General features: G+C 72.6%; 16 protein-coding genes. 8 read left to right on the top strand and 8 right to left on the bottom strand.

Features of this window, described 5'->3' with window-relative positions; genetic code table 11:
- The first annotated feature begins 27 nt into the window (after positions 1 to 27).
- Positions 28 to 2,298 carry an RHS repeat-associated core domain-containing protein gene (locus ABT238_RS22255; RefSeq protein WP_350779569.1) on the top strand — a complete coding sequence of 757 codons (2,271 nt, stop codon included), beginning with the start codon at positions 28 to 30 and terminating at the stop codon, positions 2,296 to 2,298.
- A gap of 584 nt (positions 2,299 to 2,882) precedes the next feature.
- Here the strand turns inward: ABT238_RS22255 and ABT238_RS22260 are convergent.
- A complete protein-coding gene (locus tag ABT238_RS22260) occupies positions 2,883 to 3,629 on the bottom strand; it encodes a TetR/AcrR family transcriptional regulator (RefSeq protein WP_350779598.1) in 747 nt (248 codons plus the stop codon).
- Positions 3,630 to 3,738: 109 nt separating this feature from the next.
- On the opposite strand from ABT238_RS22260, the gene ABT238_RS22265 reads away from it, so the two are divergent.
- The 6 genes from ABT238_RS22265 (at position 3,739) to ABT238_RS22290 (ending at position 9,885) form a co-directional block, all read left to right on the top strand.
- Positions 3,739 to 4,725, top strand: a complete 987-nt coding sequence (locus tag ABT238_RS22265; RefSeq protein ID WP_350779639.1) for an ATP-binding cassette domain-containing protein — start codon at positions 3,739 to 3,741, stop codon at positions 4,723 to 4,725.
- Positions 4,725 to 5,564, top strand: a complete 840-nt coding sequence (locus tag ABT238_RS22270; RefSeq protein ID WP_350567016.1) for an ABC transporter permease — start codon at positions 4,725 to 4,727, stop codon at positions 5,562 to 5,564. The genes ABT238_RS22265 and ABT238_RS22270 overlap by 1 nt, the downstream gene beginning before the upstream one ends.
- 148 nt (positions 5,565 to 5,712) lie before the next feature.
- Positions 5,713 to 6,699 (top strand): aldo/keto reductase, encoded by a 987-nt coding sequence (locus tag ABT238_RS22275; protein ID WP_350779690.1) that lies wholly within the window; start codon positions 5,713 to 5,715, stop codon positions 6,697 to 6,699.
- Positions 6,700 to 6,990: 291 nt separating this feature from the next.
- Positions 6,991 to 8,466 (top strand): FAD-dependent monooxygenase, encoded by a 1,476-nt coding sequence (locus ABT238_RS22280; RefSeq protein ID WP_350779721.1) that lies wholly within the window; start codon positions 6,991 to 6,993, stop codon positions 8,464 to 8,466.
- Positions 8,467 to 8,601: 135 nt separating this feature from the next.
- Positions 8,602 to 9,234: a TetR/AcrR family transcriptional regulator gene (locus tag ABT238_RS22285; protein ID WP_350779749.1), complete on the top strand. Its 633-nt coding sequence runs from the start codon at positions 8,602 to 8,604 to the stop codon at positions 9,232 to 9,234.
- Positions 9,235 to 9,369: 135 nt separating this feature from the next.
- Positions 9,370 to 9,885, top strand: coding sequence for a DUF4188 domain-containing protein (locus tag ABT238_RS22290; RefSeq protein ID WP_350567026.1), 516 nt, complete (start codon positions 9,370 to 9,372; stop codon positions 9,883 to 9,885).
- A gap of 78 nt (positions 9,886 to 9,963) precedes the next feature.
- On the opposite strand, the gene ABT238_RS22295 is transcribed toward ABT238_RS22290, so the two are convergent.
- Genes ABT238_RS22295 through ABT238_RS22315 form a run of 5 tightly spaced genes read right to left on the bottom strand, consistent with a single transcriptional unit; the run spans position 9,964 to position 13,325 of the window.
- Positions 9,964 to 11,148, bottom strand: a complete 1,185-nt coding sequence (locus ABT238_RS22295; RefSeq protein WP_350779777.1) for a hypothetical protein — start codon at positions 11,146 to 11,148, stop codon at positions 9,964 to 9,966.
- Entirely contained in the window at positions 11,145 to 11,465 is a 321-nt protein-coding gene (locus tag ABT238_RS22300) for a DNA-binding protein (RefSeq protein WP_350567032.1), read from the bottom strand. The genes ABT238_RS22295 and ABT238_RS22300 overlap by 4 nt, the downstream gene beginning before the upstream one ends.
- Complete coding sequence (locus ABT238_RS22305) at positions 11,462 to 12,220, bottom strand: hypothetical protein (protein WP_350567034.1); 759 nt, start codon at positions 12,218 to 12,220, stop codon at positions 11,462 to 11,464. The genes ABT238_RS22300 and ABT238_RS22305 overlap by 4 nt, the downstream gene beginning before the upstream one ends.
- Positions 12,211 to 12,474 carry a hypothetical protein gene (locus ABT238_RS22310; protein ID WP_350779829.1) on the bottom strand — a complete coding sequence of 88 codons (264 nt, stop codon included), beginning with the start codon at positions 12,472 to 12,474 and terminating at the stop codon, positions 12,211 to 12,213. Before ABT238_RS22310 ends, ABT238_RS22305 begins: the two co-directional genes overlap by 10 nt.
- Positions 12,471 to 13,325, bottom strand: a complete 855-nt coding sequence (locus tag ABT238_RS22315) for a hypothetical protein (RefSeq protein ID WP_350779882.1) — start codon at positions 13,323 to 13,325, stop codon at positions 12,471 to 12,473. The genes ABT238_RS22310 and ABT238_RS22315 overlap by 4 nt, the downstream gene beginning before the upstream one ends.
- Positions 13,326 to 13,696: 371 nt before the next feature.
- Between ABT238_RS22315 and ABT238_RS22320 the strand changes: the two genes are divergently transcribed.
- Positions 13,697 to 14,407: a Crp/Fnr family transcriptional regulator gene (locus ABT238_RS22320; RefSeq protein WP_350567042.1), complete on the top strand. Its 711-nt coding sequence runs from the start codon at positions 13,697 to 13,699 to the stop codon at positions 14,405 to 14,407.
- Positions 14,408 to 14,423: 16 nt separating this feature from the next.
- Here the strand turns inward: ABT238_RS22320 and ABT238_RS22325 are convergent, their stop codons facing one another.
- Together ABT238_RS22325 and ABT238_RS22330 are read right to left on the bottom strand one after the other, a co-directional pair.
- Positions 14,424 to 14,894: a DUF3307 domain-containing protein gene (locus tag ABT238_RS22325; RefSeq protein WP_350567045.1), complete on the bottom strand. Its 471-nt coding sequence runs from the start codon at positions 14,892 to 14,894 to the stop codon at positions 14,424 to 14,426.
- A 101-nt stretch (positions 14,895 to 14,995) separates the two neighbouring features.
- A complete protein-coding gene (locus ABT238_RS22330) occupies positions 14,996 to 15,856 on the bottom strand; it encodes an SCO6745 family protein (protein WP_350567047.1) in 861 nt (286 codons plus the stop codon).
- Positions 15,857 to 15,900 lie beyond the last annotated feature (44 nt).

Genomic DNA, 15,900 nt, shown 5'->3' on the forward strand with positions numbered 1-15,900 from the left:
CGGCATGGCGGCGCTCCGGTGCGGCGCGTGCCTGAACGGGCTGGCCCCAACACCTCCCTCATCGACTGGGACGCCTACGGCCGCAACATCCGCTCGACGGTGAACCCGTGGGGCACCCAGATCGTCGCCACCAACACGTATGACGAGCCCACCGGGCGCGTCCTCACCCAGTACGTCGACAAGCAGACCGCGACCACCGGTACGGTCCAGAACACCACGTACGCCTACAACCAGGCCGGCCAGATCACCGCGATCCGGACCGTCCCGAACAACACCCCGTCCGCGACCGACCTCCAGTGCTTCACGTACGACTACCTCGGGCGGCTGAAGACGGCGTGGAGCGACACCGGCAGGCTGGAGCAGCCCACGCCCTCGCTCGCGGGCCAGGGGGCCTGCGCGAACGCGACGCCGACCAGCGGCGCCGTGGCGCCGGCGAAGACCACGGTCGGGGGCAGCGCCGCCTACTGGCAGGAGTACACCTACGACCTGACCGGCAACCGCACCAAGGTGGTGAACCGCGACCCCGCCGGTGACCCGGCCAAGGACCTCACGGTCACCCAGACCTCCCCCGCTCCGGGTACCCGCAACACGCCCACCACGGCGGCGGGAACCGGTGGCGGCACCGGCGGTCCGCACGCGTTGGCGAGCACGAGCAGCACGTACGGCTGGTCCGGGTGGGGTGCCGGCGGCAACCAGTACGACGCCGCCGGCAACACCACCCGGATCACCAACCCGGGTGGCAACAGGGAGCTGAAGGCGGGCTTCGTCCTGAAGTCGGGCGAGTCGGCGCGTTCCAACAGCGTCCAGCTCTCCATGCAGGCCGACGGCAACTTCGTGGTCTACGCCCCGGGTTGGCAGTCCAAGTGGGGGACCCCGACCTGGAACGCCGCCGATTCGGCCAACGGCACGTCCATGACCTGGGATGTCGAGGGCAAGCTCGCCTCGCTCACCCAGGGCACCGCTACCACGACGTACGTCTACGACGCGGACGGCAACCAGTTGGTGCGCCGCAACCCCGGCAAGGTGACCGTCAACCTGGGTAGCGGTGACGAACTCACCTACGACACCAACAGCAAGGTCAGTACCGGCACCCGCTACTACGGCATCCCCGGTGGCATCACGCTGGTCCGCCAGGGCCCGACCAAGCTGTCCTACCAGTTCGCCGACCACCACGGCACCAACTCGCTGTCCATCGACCGCACCACCCTGGCCGAGTCCCGCCGCGCCACCGACCCCTTCGGAGCCCTCCGCGGCCCCGCCTCCCTGTCCACCCCGTGGGCCGGCGACAAGGGCTTCGTCAACGGCCTCAAGGACGACATCACCGGCTTCACCAACCTGGGCGCCCGCCAATACCAGCCCAGCACCGGCCGCTTCCTCAGCCCCGACCCCATCCTCGACGCCGGCGACCCTCTCCAGTGGAACGCCTACGCCTACAGCAACAACAACCCCGTCAACCGCAGCGACCCCAACGGCCTCAAGTCCGAGGAATGCGGGACTCTCTACAAGTGCGGCTCGGCTGGCACCATCACGATGAGCAACGCGGCCCAGACCACTGGCGAGAACGTCTCGGAGTCGGCACTGAAGCGTCTCCAGGACAGTGCACCCTCGTTCAAGCCCCTGGTCCCGATCGGCCCGCCCCCGAAGCGGAGCTACGAAGGAAATAACCGGGATTTCTTGGCTGGAGCCGGAGCGTCCATCATTGCGCCGGTATCGGCTGCATTTAAGTTCCTCTATCATAACAAGGCAATCCAGGGGGGAGATTTCGACCCGAAGCAGCCGACCATCCTGGAAAGCTACTCCAAGTGGGCGGTGAGCAAGGGGGTGGATCTCGAATCCGCCAACTTCGCCTCGGGAACCTACCTTTTGGCTGGCCTGGGTGAAGGTGCCTTGGCTGTGCAGGCGCCACCTGCCCGGGGAACGGCCAGCGCGGACACATTGCTGAGGACCGGGGGCAAGGGCCATTGGGCGGGTCGGCTCCCGATGACAATGGACTGCGTCTGCGAGGTCGCGGCGAAATACAATATCGACCTGGACTTTCGAATTGTATTCGACAGGAACAAGCGTGGCATTCGAGGCTCCACCGCCCCGAACCAGCAGGTAACTCTTTATTCTCCGGCTTTCAAGAACGAGGAGCAGTTGGCGAAGACGCTTGTTCATGAGAAGTACCACGTCGACGATCTGCGAGGCGGAATGCCGTACCCTTCCACCTATGATGCGCAGCACAGTTTTGAACTGGCGGCGGAGGCGCATGCAGTGCAATGGTGGGATTCGATCGGGAGTGAAATTCAAGGTGGATAGTTACTTCGCATGGTTGAATTTGTACGACGAGCTGATGGGTGATGCTCCTTCCGTCTCGGTGAAGAAGTGTCCATCCTGTGATGATACGGCTCTTAGGCTGATCTATATGGTAAGCCGGATCGATGCCGAGGAAGGTCTCTTCGCGTTCTGGTGCGAGTCCTGCCAGAAGGGGCTGGCGCCTAATTTCTCCCTCGTGCCGGAGGGCGCGGAGCGAGTGCTTCGAGGGCAAGAGGATGTGCCGAATTATCGCTTGGTAATTCAATAGCGGGAGTCGGTTCCCTTGGCGCAATATCAGTGGCGCGCCTAGCCTAGCCACGCGAGCCCTGCCTCCGGTCCCCGCCCCCTGGTTCTGTGCGAGGAATCCGGAGGTGGGGCTCGCGTGCTAAGAGTTCGATTTATTCTGGTTACTTCGTGACAGATTTTGCGGCTACCGGAGGTAGCTGATATCTAAGGGGGTGGCGGTCAGGCGCTGAGAGCTGTGCGGAGGGCTTCGGCGACCGCGCCGAAGCCCTCGCCGGCCGGGCCGTGGTAGGCGGCGTCGGGGTCGCTGCCGGCGCGCGGGCAGACACTCCAGTGACGGTCCGTCAGTTGGCGGGTGGGGCCAGTGCGGCGGTGATCACGCGGTTGAGTGAGCGGTCGAAGACCGCGTCGGGGTCGGCGGGTGGGCCCCCGGTGGTGGCGAATGCGGCGGCCAGGTGCGGGTACTGGCCGCTCATCGCGGCGCGGCCGAGGTAACCGGCCAGTTCCGCCTGCCACTTGGCGCCGGCCGCCGCCGTGCGCTCGTACTGGGCGTACTGGCAGACGAAGCCGTTGAGCAGGGCGAGCGCCTCCAGCCGGGTGGCGCCGTCCAGGCCGCTGGGTTCGGTGACGGCGAGGAAGTGGTCGGTGTAGCGCAGGGCGTTGGGGCCGAGGCCCGGGCGCGCGATCACCAGGCCCGCGACCCAGGGGTGGCGGCGCAGCGCGGCGAGCTGCTCGTGCGCGAGCCGGCGCAGGTCGGTGCGGCAGTCGCCGGTCGGGGCGAGGGCGGTGTAGTCGTACTCGCCCGCGACGGCGTCGAGCATGAGGTCGAGCAGGTGCTCCTTCTTCGGCACGTAGTTGTAGAGCGACATGGTGCCCGCGCCGAGCGCCGCGGCGACCCGGCGCATGGAGACCGCGTCCAGCCCCTCCGCGTCGGCGACGGCGATGGCGGCGGCGGCGATCGACGTCCGGCTGTGGGCCGGCCGGGGGCCGCGGCCGGTGCGCTCCGGGCGCAGCCAGATCAGCTCGGGCACCTCGCCGGGCTGCGGGGCGGGGGCGGTGGAGCTGCTGTTCGGGGGATTGCTGGACGGCACTGGTTGATCACCTCGGTTCCCCATCTTAGATACGTACGGCGTACGTAGTACGATGCGCGTGCAGGTTCTTCTACGTACGCTGTACCTAGTGAGGGGAGTGGGCAGAGCCATGTCCGACACCGTCTGGAACCACGCCGCCGTCGAGATGGCCGGGGTGGAGAAACACTTCGGCGCCACCCGCGCGCTGCGCGGGCTCGACCTGACCGTCCCGGCCGGCGCCGTCTGCGGCCTGCTCGGCCCCAACGGCGCCGGCAAGACCACCGCCGTCCGCGTCCTCTCGACCCTCGTCGCCCCCGACCGCGGCACCGCCCGGGTGGCCGGCCACGACGTGGTCTGCGAGCCGGACGCCGTGCGCCGCAGCATCGGCCTGGCCGGCCAGCACGCCGCCGTCGACGAGGGCCTCACCGGCCGCGACAACCTGCACCTCTTCGGCCGGCTGCACCACCTCGGCGCCCGCGGCGCCCGGGCCCGCGCCGGGGACCTCCTCGACCGCTTCGGGCTCGCCGAGGCCGCGGACCGCCTGGTCCGCACCTACTCCGGCGGCACGCGCCGGCGCCTCGACCTGGTCGCCAGCCTGGTCACCGCCCCGCCGGTGCTCTTCCTCGACGAGCCCACCACCGGCCTGGACCCGCGCAGCCGTCAGCAGATCTGGGACGCGGTGCGGGAGCTGGCGGCCGACGGCACCACCGTGCTGCTCACCACCCAGTACCTGGAGGAGGCCGACCGGCTGGCCGACACCGTCGTGGTCGTCGACCACGGCGCCGCCATCGCCACCGGCCCGCCACAGCGGCTCAAGGCGTCGATCGGCACCCGGGTCTCGGTCACCCTCGCCGACGCCGCCCAACTCGGCCAGGCCGCCGTGGTGCTGGCCGCGCTCGCCGGGACGGGCGACGTGGTGGTGGACCAGGACGAGCGGACCGTCGAGGTGGTCTCCCGGCCCGGGGTGGAGGTGCTGCTGCCCAGGCTGGTCCGGGAGCTGGACGCGGTGGGGGTGGTCGCCCGGGACGCCGCGCTGCGGCCGCCGTCGCTGGACGACGTCTTCCTCGCGCTCACCGGGCGCGGGAGCGACGCCGACGCCCGGGGGAGGGCCGCCTGATGTCCGTACCCGCGCGCCTGGTCGCCGACAGCTGGTCCTCGATGCTCCGCGTCCTGCTCGCCTACCGCCGCTCGCCCGGGCTGCTGGCCGTCTCGCTGGGCGTGCCCGTGGTGATGGTGGTGGTGTTCGGCTACGTGTTCGGCAGCGCCATCACCGTCCCCGGCGCGTCCGGTGGGCCCGGCGCCTCCGGCGGATCCGGCGCGTCCGGCGGCTACCGGGAGTTCCTGATGCCCGGCCTGTTCGCCATGGTCGCGGTCAACGGCATCATGCCCACCATGGTCGGCGCCGCCCGCGACGTCGGGCGCGGCGTCACCGACCGGCTCCGCGCGATGCCGGTCTCCCGCACCGGCCTGCTGCTCGGCCAGACCCTCGCCGACCTGCTGGTCAGCGTGGTGGTGCTGGCGCTGCTGGCGGGGGTCGGGCTCGCCGTCGGCTGGCGGATCCGCGGCGGAGCGGCCGACGCGGCGGCGGCGTTCGGCCTGCTGCTGCTCTTCCGGTTCGCCATGACCTGGGTCGGCCTGCTGCTCGGCCTGGCCGTCGGCAAGGAGGACGCGGCCGGACAACTGGCGGTCGCCGTCTTCCCGTTGGCGATGGTCACCAACGCGTACGTGCCCACCGGCGGCATGCCCGGCTGGCTCGCCGCGGTGGCCGACTGGAACCCGATGAGCGCCGTCGTCCAGGCCGGACGCGAGCTGTTCGGCAACCCGTCCGCCCCGGCCACCGCCTGGCCGACGCAGCACGCCGGCCCGGTCTCCCTGGCCTGGTGCGCGCTTCTGCTGCTGCTCTGCGGGCCGCTCGCGGTACGGAAGTTCGCCACGCACGGCACCCGCGGGCGCTGACCCTGCGCAGCTGGACGGCACCCGCGGGCGCTGACGCCCCGGACCTGGACGGCACCCGGGGGCACCGACCCTGCGGACCTGGACGACCCGCGTTCCACGGGGCGGAATGTGCTGGACAGCACGGCCGGTGCGGCTCAGGGTGGGCGGCATGGAGTTCACCCACCTCGGCCGCACCGGCCTCACCGTCTCCCGACTCTGCCTGGGCACCATGAACTTCGGCCCGCACACCGAGGAGTCCGACGCCCACCTGATCATGGACAGAGCCCACGAACAGGGCATCAACTTCTTCGACACCTCGAACAGTTACGGCCGTGACCTCGAAGGCAACCACAAGGGACGCACCGAGGAGATCATCGGCCGCTGGTTCGCCAAGGGCGACGGCCGCCGCGAGCGCACCGTGCTCGCCACCAAGGCCTACGCCCCGATGGGGGACTGGCCGAACGAGGGCCGGCTCTCCGCCCTCGCCATCCGGCGCGCCGTCGAGGCCAGCCTGCGCCGCCTCGGCACCGACCACATCGACCTCTACCAGATGCACCACATCGACCGGGACACGCCCTGGGAGGAGATCTGGCAGGCGATGGAGGTCCTGGTCGCCCAGGGCAAGATCATCTACGTCGGCTCCAGCAACTTCGCCGGCTGGCACCTCGCCCAGGCCCAGGAGGCGGCCCGCAGCCGGAACTTCCTCGGCCTGGTCAGCGAGCAGTCCCTCTACAACCTGCTCGACCGCACCATCGAGCTGGAGGTGATCCCCGCCGTCGAGCACTACGGGCTCGGCCTGCTGCCGTGGTCCCCGCTGCGCAGCGGCGTCCTCGGCAGTGCCCTGCGCAAGGAGCGCGAAGGCGCCCGCGTCCGTGGCGCGCTCCCGCACGCCGGCGAGATCCTGGAGGCCAACCGGCCGCGCATCCAGGCCTACGAGGACCTCGCCGCCGAGATCGGCGTGGACCCCGCGGACCTCGCGCTCGCCTGGCTGCTCTCCCGCCCCGCCGTGACCGCCCCGATCGTCGGCCCGCGCACCCCCGCCCACCTGGACGCCGCCGTCCGCACGCTCGACATCAAGCTCGACGACGAGGTCCTCGCCCGCCTCGACACCCTCTTCCCGGGCCGCCGCCCGGCCCCGGAGGACTACGCCTGGTAGACCGCTCCGGTGGTGGACCGCTCCGGCCGAGCCCCGCGCCCTCGCCTGTTCCCCGGCGGGCGCGGGGCCGGACGTGTCCCGTCGGGGCCCGGAAACGACAACGGCAACGAGGAGTTCCCACTCGTTGCCACTCTCAACGTATAGCGGACGGGGGGCCTTGCCGCAAGGGGGTGGGGGTGGCGCAGAATGACCGGCCTGGAACGGGAGTGGGCGAAAACCACGGATCAGTGCTGGTTCGCCGGTCTTCTCCCCTTCCGGTGAGTGTCGGGGAACAGCGGGACGGGGCGTTCGGTGATGGATGTGATCGTGGTCGGCGGCGGGCCGACCGGGCTGATGCTGGCGTGCGAGCTGCGCCTGCACGGGGTCGGCGTGGCCGTGCTGGAACGCCGGGCGGAGCGGTCGAAGGAGTCGCGCGGGCGGGGGTTGCACGCCCGCAGCGTGGAGGTCATGGACCAGCGGGGGCTGCTGGAGCGGTTCCTCGCGGTGAGCGAGAAGTTCCGGGTGGGCGGGCTGTTCGGCGGCGTCATGGCGCCCTGGCCGGACAGCCTGGACACCGCCCACCCCTACGGCCTGGCCACCCCGCAGGAGGTCACCGAGCGGCTGCTGGAGGAGCGCGCCCTCGAACTCGGGGCGGTGATCAGGCGCGGGTGCGAGGTCACCGGCCTGGACCAGGACGCGGACGGCGTGAGCGTCGAACTGGCGGACGGCGCCCGGCTGCGCTCGCGCTACCTGGTCGGCTGCGACGGCGGGCGCAGCACGGTCCGCAAGGCGCTCGGCGTGGGCTTCCCCGGTGAGCCCTCCACGGTCGAGACGCTGATCGGCGACCTGGAGCTGACCGGGGACCCGGCGGAGGTGGCCGCCGTGGTGGCGCGGGTGCGCCGGACCGAGCCGCGGTTCGGCGTGGCCCCCGACGTGGACGGCCGGCCGGGGGTCGCCCGGATGATCGTGCCGGCGGCGGGCGTCGCCGAGGACCGGGCGACGCCGCCGACGCTGGAGGAGTTCAAGGAGCGGCTGCGGGCCGTCGCGGGCACCGACTTCGGCGCCCACACCCCGCACTGGCTCTCCCGGTTCGGCGACGCCACCCGGCAGGCCGAGCGCTACCGGGTCGGCCGGGTGCTGCTGGCCGGCGACGCCGCGCACATCCACCCGCCGACCGGCGGGCAGGGCCTCAACCTCGGTGTGCAGGACGCGTTCAACCTCGGCTGGAAGCTCGCCGCCGAGGTCGCGGGCTGGGCGCCCGAGGGCCTGCTGGACAGCTACCACACCGAGCGCCACCCGGTCGGCGCCCGCGTGCTGACGAACACCCGCGCGCAGATGACGCTGCTCGGCGCCGAGCCGGGGCCGACCGCGCTGCGGGAGCTGTTCACCCGGCTGATGGAGGTCGAGGAGGTCAACCGCTACGTCACCGGCATGATCACCGCGGTCGACGTCCGTTACGACGTCGGTGGCGAACTCCAGGACGGTGGCCATGAGTTGCTCGGCCGGCGGCTGCGCGACGTGCCGCTGTCGCGGGGCCGCCGGCTCTACGCGCTGATGCACGGCGGCCGCGGGCTGCTGCTCGACCGCACCGGCGGCCGGCTCACGGTGGACGGCTGGGAGGACCGCGTCGACCACGTCGACGGCGAGGGCGCCGAGGTGGACGCGCCCGCGGTGCTGCTGCGCCCGGACGGGCATGTGGTCTGGGCCGGGGACGGGCAGCGCGAGCTGGAGGCCGCGTTGACCAGGTGGTGGGGAACTCCGGTGCGGGGTTCGGGAGAAGGGCGCTGACCGAGCCGGTGGCGGCCGAAGAGTGGACGCCGCTCCTGGAACCGGCGGGCGCCGGGGCGGAGCGGGGCAGCGCACCACCCTCCGCCGTGCCGCGGCACCTGCTGGACCTCCCGGCGGTGTGATAGCACTGCCCGCATGACGGAGAGGCCCGCGGAGCGCGGGAGCTACCACCACGGCGCGCTGCCCGAGGCGCTGGTCGCCGCGGCGTTCGAGCTGCTGGACGAGCGGGGGCAGGAGAAGGTCACCATGCGGGAGGTGGCCCGGCGGGCGGGCGTGTCGCCGGGGGCGCCCTTCCGGCACTTCGCGGACCGGCGGGCGCTGCTGACGGCGGTGGCGGACCGGGTGCTGGCGGACTACGAGCAGTGGCAGCGCGCGCAGACGGCGGCCGCCACGGAGGAGGGCGCCACGGGCGAGGGCGACCAGCGGGCGGTGCTGCGCGCGCTCGGGCTCGGGTTCGTCCGGTACGCGATCCGCCACCCGCACCGCTTCGAGCTGGTGCGGTCCCGGGTGTTCGCGCCGGCCCCGCAGCCGGAGCTGCTGGAGCGGCTGTCGGGGATCGACCGCGCCTACACCGAGGTGATCGTCGCGGACCAGGCGGCCGGGCTGCTGCGGCCGGGCGACCCGGCGGTGGTGGGGCTCGCCGGGCAGGCGCTGGTGTACGGGCTCGCGCAGATGATCGTGGACGGGTACCTGCCGGTCGAGAAGGCGGAGCAGGTGGTCGGGCAGGTGCTCGACACCTTCGGCCGGGGAATCGCCAACACCCGTTGAAAGAACGGCACTTCGCGTGCGCGGAGGGTTGACCGGGTCGGTCCGCGCTGATGTAATCGCCGATTACATCGGCCTCTACCCGCGAGTAGCGAAAGTGGCGGAATGGCCGGAAGAGCCGACAGGCTGGGGGTAGACGTGTTCGCGAAACCGATACCGGGCCTCACCACCGCGGCCGCCACCGGGGATACCGTCGTGCTGCTCATCGGCATGCGGGTCAACCGGTTCTGGGCCGTCCACCAGTGGGCGCCGGTGATGCTGGCGATGTTCCGGATGCTCCACGAACTGGGCCGGGAGCCCGAGCGCGGCCTGCGCGGGAAGCTCATGCTGACCGCCTCGCCGCGCACCTACTACGTCGTCCAGTACTGGGAGTCCAAGGAGAAGCTGTACCGGTACGCGGCCGCGCCGGACGCCTTCCACCACCAGGTGTGGAAGCTCGTCAACAAGAAGATCAAGGACGGCCGCCTGCGTGGGCGGGTGGGCCTCTGGCACGAGGCCTACGTCGTGCCGGAGGGCTCCTACGAGTGCATCTACTTCGACATGCCGCCGTTCGGCCTCGCGGGCGCGACCGGCGTGCTCCCGGTGGAGGGCCGCGGACGGACTGCCAGGCAGCGCTTCGCCTACCGCTCGGACCCGGAAGGGGCGGGCGAGTAGACGTCCGGCCGCCGTCCTCTCCCCGAGAGGGGCGAGGACGGCGGCCGGACCACGGGGGCCTTGGGGCGGCCGGATGCCTCAGCCGACGGGCACGCGGGCGACGAGGGCCCGCGCGCGCTGCTCCCAGGCCTCGAACTGCCGCGCCGTCCCGGTCAGCAGCTCGACGGCCGCGATGATGTCACCGCACGGCTCCTTCAGCTGCCGGGACATGGCGATCATCATCTGGAGGAGGGTGCGGAAGAGCTGGAGGGTCTCGGCGCCGCCGCGGGTCTCCACCGCCATGTCGATGATCTGGGTCAGAAACGCACGGTCCTGGCCCTGCCAGAGGGTGGGGGGCGCCGTCTCGAAGAGGTCGAGCGCGGCGTGGACGGCCGCGTCGATGTCGTTCATCCGGCCGGCGAACCGGCCGGCGTGAACCTTGAGTTCGGCGGCCGGCCGGGTGAGCTCCCGCGAGAGCCGGAGGGTGACCGCGAGCTGGACGCGCGCGGCGCCGCCGCGCTGGAGTTCGGGGAAGAACTCCTGGAAGAGCGCGGCGACGGCGCTGATGTGCACGGTCATCGCGGTGATGTCCTCGGACATCGCGGCCATCCCCTCCTCGACGTCGGCGAACCGTTCCATGAGCCCCACGGGGTCGCCGCCCCCGGCGCGGGGCGTCGGCTCCCCGTCTCCGTCCGTCCCGTCGTCGGTCGAGCCGAGGCCGAACAGGATCCGCGCCGGCGCCAGCGGCGTGAATCCGTTGTCCAGGGTGCGGGTGAGCACCTCCGCCAGCTGCCTGCGGGCGCCGGCCAGGCCGTTGGGCGTGCGCTTGAACAGGATCGTCCGCACCGCGGCGATGTCGAACGGGAGCTGGCCGTGCTCGGAGATGTGGATGACGGCGCGGCCGGTGAGGTGGCGCAGCGCCAACTCGTAGGTGACGTTGGGGTTGGCCCCGGTGAGGTCGGCGATCACGACCTCGGCCTCGAGCAGGTGCCGGAAGATCTGTTCGCTGATCTCGCCGGACTGGGTGATCTGGTCGGCCCGGACGGGTTCGATCCCCAGGGACTCGCAGGCGGGCTGGATGATCTCCTCGAAGGTCTCCATCGCCTGGTCGTAGGACTGCCGCGCGGGGGTGTCGTGGTCGGCCAGGCCGTCTCCGATCGGGCCGATCACGAAACACGTCCGCGGCTGTGACGGGCCGCCGCCGCCCGGGCCGGTCACCCCGGCCGGGGTGGGCAGGTGGGCGAAGGCCGGAACGTGCGCGGCGGCCGGCGTGCGCGTGGTCATGCGAGGTCCTCCGGGGCGTAGAGGTCGAGGGTGAGCGGTTCGTGCTCGGCGCGGGCGGCGTACTCCGTGCCCGTGGTCAGGTCGACGGCGTAGACGGGCCGCTCCTCGATGCCGAGGGCGCGGAGCATGGCGGCGGTCGGCACTCGGAACTGCCGGCCGACCCGCAGCACCGGGCAGGGAAAGGCATCGCCGGCGATCAGCCGGTAGGCGGTGCCGGGGCAGATGCCGAACGCACGGGCGGCGGTGCGGAGGTCGACCGAGAGCGGCAGGTCGAAGGCCTCGGCGAAGCTCAGTCCGCGGTCCGTCCCCCGGCTCACCTGGCAGCTCCGGCGGGGCGCAGGGAGAGCGTGCCGATCCGGCGTCCGCGCAGCGGGCGGCGCGCCCGGTACAGGACGTCCTGGAGCCCGAGCCGCCCGGCGAGGGCGCCCAGCCGCACACCCTCGACGCTTTCGCGCGACACCGTGAACCGGAGCTGCGCGGCGAGGCCGTCCGGGTGGGCCGGTGGATCGATGGAGAGCTCCCAGTCCCGCTCGTCGACATCGGGGGCGGCCGCGTCGGGCCCGTCCGCCACGGCCGCGCCGTTCCTGTGCCGGAGCGCCGCGATGAGGGCGACGTCGGCCACGCTGCGCTCGGCGGCGCCGCGGCGGGCGAGCGCCCAGACCCTCCGGACGGCCGCCCGCACCAGGAGGTCGTCGACGTCCGGCTGGTCGGGCTCCACCGACCCCAGCTGTTCCAACAGGGCGAGCACCGCCTCCGACTCGGCGTCCGCACGGTCGAGGCGGAACGCCAGGGACGTGCGCCACACCGTCGACCGCAGCCGAGGCAGGGCGAACCAGACCGGGACGAGCCGCCAGTCGGATTCCCGCTGCGCGAGTCCGACGGCGTGCTGCCAGACCTCCCGGCGGACGGCCTGGCCGAGCCCGGGGACGTAGAGGAGGTCGCGCGCGGCCCCGAGCGGGTACGCGGCGCCGTCGCCGAGGACCACGCCGCCGGGGTGGGGCGCGGACGGCCCCGTCATCCGCTGGTGCACGAGCGCGAACGCGCCGGCGGGTCGGCACGTGCTCAGTTCCATGGTTCGGTACCTCCGGTGACGCGGTGGGAGCCGGGTTGGTCCGGCGGTGGGCCGATCAGCGCGCGCCAGCTGCCGCGCAGGGTGGTGGTGAGGTCGTTCAGCGCCCGGTTGAGCGCGTGCCAGCCGGTGGCCGGCGCCGGGGCGGCGCCGGCCGAGGCGTGGAAGTGGAGGTGGATGACGCCGTTGTTGATCTGGACGGCCGCGCCCTGCTGGACGTACTGGGAGAAGCCGTCCCGGCCGGGGGGAGGGTTCACCGGCGGCCCGGCCCCCTGCCGTCGGGGGCCCCGGAGGGCGTCGTGAACGACAGGCTGAGGTCGCCGCTGAACCCGCCGGCCACCACGACGCCCTGGCCGGCGTACTGGTGGAGGCCCGGCCCGGACCGCGCGCCGTCGACCGCGGGGAGCACGAGGGGCGCGGCACGGTCGGGGACACCGCCGTCGGGGACGTCCGCCGCCGGGTCGTCGAGCAGGTCGCCCGGCGGCGAGGGGACGTAGATCCAGGCACGCTGGGCGAACCCTTTGGAGTCCACCGTGGCGACCACCGACCGGAAGCGCTCGGGGGACAGCTCGGTGTGCTCGGCGAGGACGAAGTCCCGGTAGACGGTGTCGGAGACGATGGCCACCACGTTGGTGGTCCGCCTACTGGCCCGGGCCAGCAGCCGCTTGAGCTCGGCCGCGTCGAGCAGCCGGTGCGCCTCGTTCCGGGCGGGCCCGTTGCCCGCGCCGGGCCCGGTGCCCAGCAGCAGCGGCCCGAGAGTGAGGGCGACCCGCAGTCGCAGCGCCGGCCCGTCCGGGGTGGCGTTGTGCCGGGCGAGGTCCCGCTCCAGTGCGTCGAGGAAGGAGTCCACCAGCTGTGGGACGTAGCCCGTCGCGCACCCGAACACGAGACCGTCGCCGGTGTCGCGCGGGAACAGCTTGGCGTCGCGCACGGCGTCGAGCCCGGCCGCGGTGAGCGCCCGGTCGACCGCCGGGCCGATCGCTGCACTGGCGTCGGCCAGCCGCGCGCCCGGCAGCCGGGTGAAGCCCTCCTGGTCGACGGCCACCACGGCGATGTACTCGGGCAGGAGCCGGCTCGGGAGGGAGTCGGGGTCGGGGAACATGGGCATTGAGCCTCCTGGGATTTCCGGGGACGGGGGAACGGGCGGGTTCGGGCCGTTCGGCGGGCCGGGCGGTGGCCTGCGGGCCGACCCGCACCAGGAAGTCTGCGGATCCGGCGGAGGAGGGTTTTGTCGGATCGGCAAAACCCTTCGGGGAATGCGTGCTAGGTGCGCGCGAGAAGTGGAAGAGAATTCCCCGGGTCCGTTTCCGGGGCGCCCTCGGGGAGCGGCTTCCCGCACCACCGGCAACACGGGTGATGTTCCGTCACGGCTGGTGGAAGGCGAGGTGGAGGGCGCGGGAGGCTAGCAGACGGAAGGGGATCGCGCCGCGACTCGGCGGAATTCGACAGCGGCGCTCGCGTGATTCCTAGCCTGTGCCCATGAGGACAGAAGGACTGGCCGGCGCGCCCTTCGGGCCCGGCCGCAGCTTGCTCGAACTTTCCGGTGCCGGATTCTGGAGGGAACTCATCCGGCGGTGGACGGTGAGGAGGAAACTCAAGGGCGAAGCGCTGTTTCACCAGGGTGGGCCCTCGGACGGCGTGATGGTCTGCGTCGACGGAGTGGTCAGGCTCGAACGGTGGCGGGGCGGTGCCGAGGAAGGCGGGAGCGCCGTCACGTTTGCCTTCCGCAGTCTCGGGGACCTGTTCGGGGAGACCGGGGTCCTCAGCGGAGCCCCGCGGTCGGCGAGTGCCTGGGCCCACACCGACTGCCGCGTCGCCGTGGCGGGCCCCGAGCTGTTCCGGGAGTTCTTCCGGGCGCACCGGCGGGAGTGGACCGTGCTGCAGTACGCGTTGGAGCGCGATCGCGGGACGGAGCTGGTCCAGGGGTTCGGCGACCCCGTCGTCCGGCTGGCGGCGCTGCTGGTCCCGTTCGTCCGCGCGCAGTACCGGTCCTCGATCGGCGCGGCGGCATCAGTGCTCGACATCCCGGTGACCCGGCAACGGATCGCGGAGGGTCTGCGGCTGGGCCGCACGGAGACCGAACGCCTGCTCGCGCACTTCCCCTACGGTGAGGTCCTCCGGCACCGCAACGGGCGGATCAGGGTCAGGCCCGCCGAGATGCTGCGGTTCGCCGGCCGGCTCGGCATCTGAGGACCTCGCGGTTCGACTATCTCACCAGTGTGATGAGCAGGGCCGATATCCACAAACAGAAGACGTGGTGGGCCTGGTCGACGGCGTAGCGGCCCTGCGGGTTCTTCGCGAACTCGGCGCTGCCCGTGCGGACCATCCAGGCCCGCACGGGCCAGCGCCGGTCCCAGAAGCCGTGGCTGACGGCCGAGAACACGAGACCGGCCGCGACTCCCGGCCAGCCCACCGGAAGGTCGAGTAACGCGGCCGTCAGGACCAGCATCCCGCCCATGACCAGGTGGTAGACGGCGAGATGGGCCAGCAGGGCACGCCAGGACTCGGCCGTGGAGGGACCGTCGGCGGCGGGGTCCGGCCGCCCCTTCGCGGCCGCCCACTTGTCGGTCTGCCAGCAGTGGTCCGCCCAGACGTGGGACACGAACAGGACGGCGAAGGTGGCGGCGAAGACCGCGGCGGGAGGGACGGGGCCGGCGTCGGCGCTGGTGATGATCACGAAACCTCCGGAGGGGGTCGGTGCGCTGGGCGGCGGAGAACGACAACGGCACGCCGCCCCCGGCAGGAGTTCTGCGGGGGCGGCGTGCCGTCGGGAGGGGATCAGGCGGTGGTGGTCGCGGGCAGGCCGATCGGGTTGATCGGGGGCAGGGCGGTACGACAGAGGGCCGAGATCGGCTTGAGGGCGGCGGCGAGGCGGTCGAGGTCGGCGCGCGGGTGGCGCTCCCAGACGCGGGCGGCGGCGAGGTCGGTGGCCGCCTCCAGGGACTGGTGGCGGATCCGCCCGCACTCGGTGATGGTCCCGCGCTCGGTGAGCCAGCCGCGCTCGGCCAGCCGGGCGGCGGCCGCGTCCCACTCCTCGTCCGTCCAGCCGCGCATCGGCTGCAGGGCCTCGCGCCGCACGTCCAGGGCGCAGCGGACCACCAGAGCCTCGCAGCCGTCCAGGCCCGCCGAGACCAGGGCGGCGATGTGGCCGTCGCCGCGGTGCTCGCGCATCACGGTGGCGGCCTGCCAGAGGCGGCCGTACGGGCCGGACGGGCGGGGGAGGGCCGCGTTGGCGGCGGCCAGGACCCGGCCCGCGCAGTCCAGCCGGGTGACGGCGTCCTCCAGGAGGTCGGCCGCCAGTTCGACCTGTGCCCGGTCGACGTGCTCCAGCAGCCGCTCCAGCGCCGCCGAGGCGCCGGCGGCCCGGGCGGCGAGCGCCGTCTCCGGGTCGGCCAGCTTCCAGATCGCCGGCAGGGCGCGCTCGATCGGGGCGGGTGCGAAGTTGAAGAAGGCGGCGATCACCGGCGGCGCGTCCACCGCGCCGAGCGGGGCGGCGCGTCCGGCGAAGTAGCTGCGCGCGACGCCGCGCAGGCCCACCTCCTCGAACGCCCCGAGACCCTCCGGGGTGAAGTAGGTGACGGCGTGCACGGGTTCGAAGAGCCACCACAGAGCGCGGGCGGGATGGACGAGATCGGCCAAGGGAGGACCTTCCTTGGTGAGGGGCGGGCGCGCCGTACGGGTGT

The sequence above is a fragment of the Kitasatospora sp. NPDC001527 genome (assembly GCF_040298605.1).
In the GTDB taxonomy this organism is placed as follows: Bacteria; Actinomycetota; Actinomycetes; order Streptomycetales; family Streptomycetaceae; genus Kitasatospora.

What these genes read in the sequence shown, in the direction of transcription:
- ABT238_RS22265 (WP_350779639.1), top strand. Translation starts at nt 3,739, where the DNA reads ATGTCCGACACCGTCTGGAACCACGCCGCCGTCGAGATGGCCGGGGTG.
- ABT238_RS22270 (WP_350567016.1), top strand. Translation starts at nt 4,725, where the DNA reads ATGTCCGTACCCGCGCGCCTGGTCGCCGACAGCTGGTCCTCGATGCTC.
- ABT238_RS22275 (WP_350779690.1), top strand. Translation starts at nt 5,713, where the DNA reads ATGGAGTTCACCCACCTCGGCCGCACCGGCCTCACCGTCTCCCGACTC.
- ABT238_RS22285 (WP_350779749.1), top strand. Translation starts at nt 8,602, where the DNA reads ATGACGGAGAGGCCCGCGGAGCGCGGGAGCTACCACCACGGCGCGCTG.
- ABT238_RS22295 (WP_350779777.1), bottom strand. Translation starts at nt 11,148, where the DNA reads ATGACCACGCGCACGCCGGCCGCCGCGCACGTTCCGGCCTTCGCCCAC.
- ABT238_RS22305 (WP_350567034.1), bottom strand. Translation starts at nt 12,220, where the DNA reads ATGGAACTGAGCACGTGCCGACCCGCCGGCGCGTTCGCGCTCGTGCAC.
- ABT238_RS22315 (WP_350779882.1), bottom strand. Translation starts at nt 13,325, where the DNA reads ATGCCCATGTTCCCCGACCCCGACTCCCTCCCGAGCCGGCTCCTGCCC.
- ABT238_RS22320 (WP_350567042.1), top strand. Translation starts at nt 13,697, where the DNA reads ATGAGGACAGAAGGACTGGCCGGCGCGCCCTTCGGGCCCGGCCGCAGC.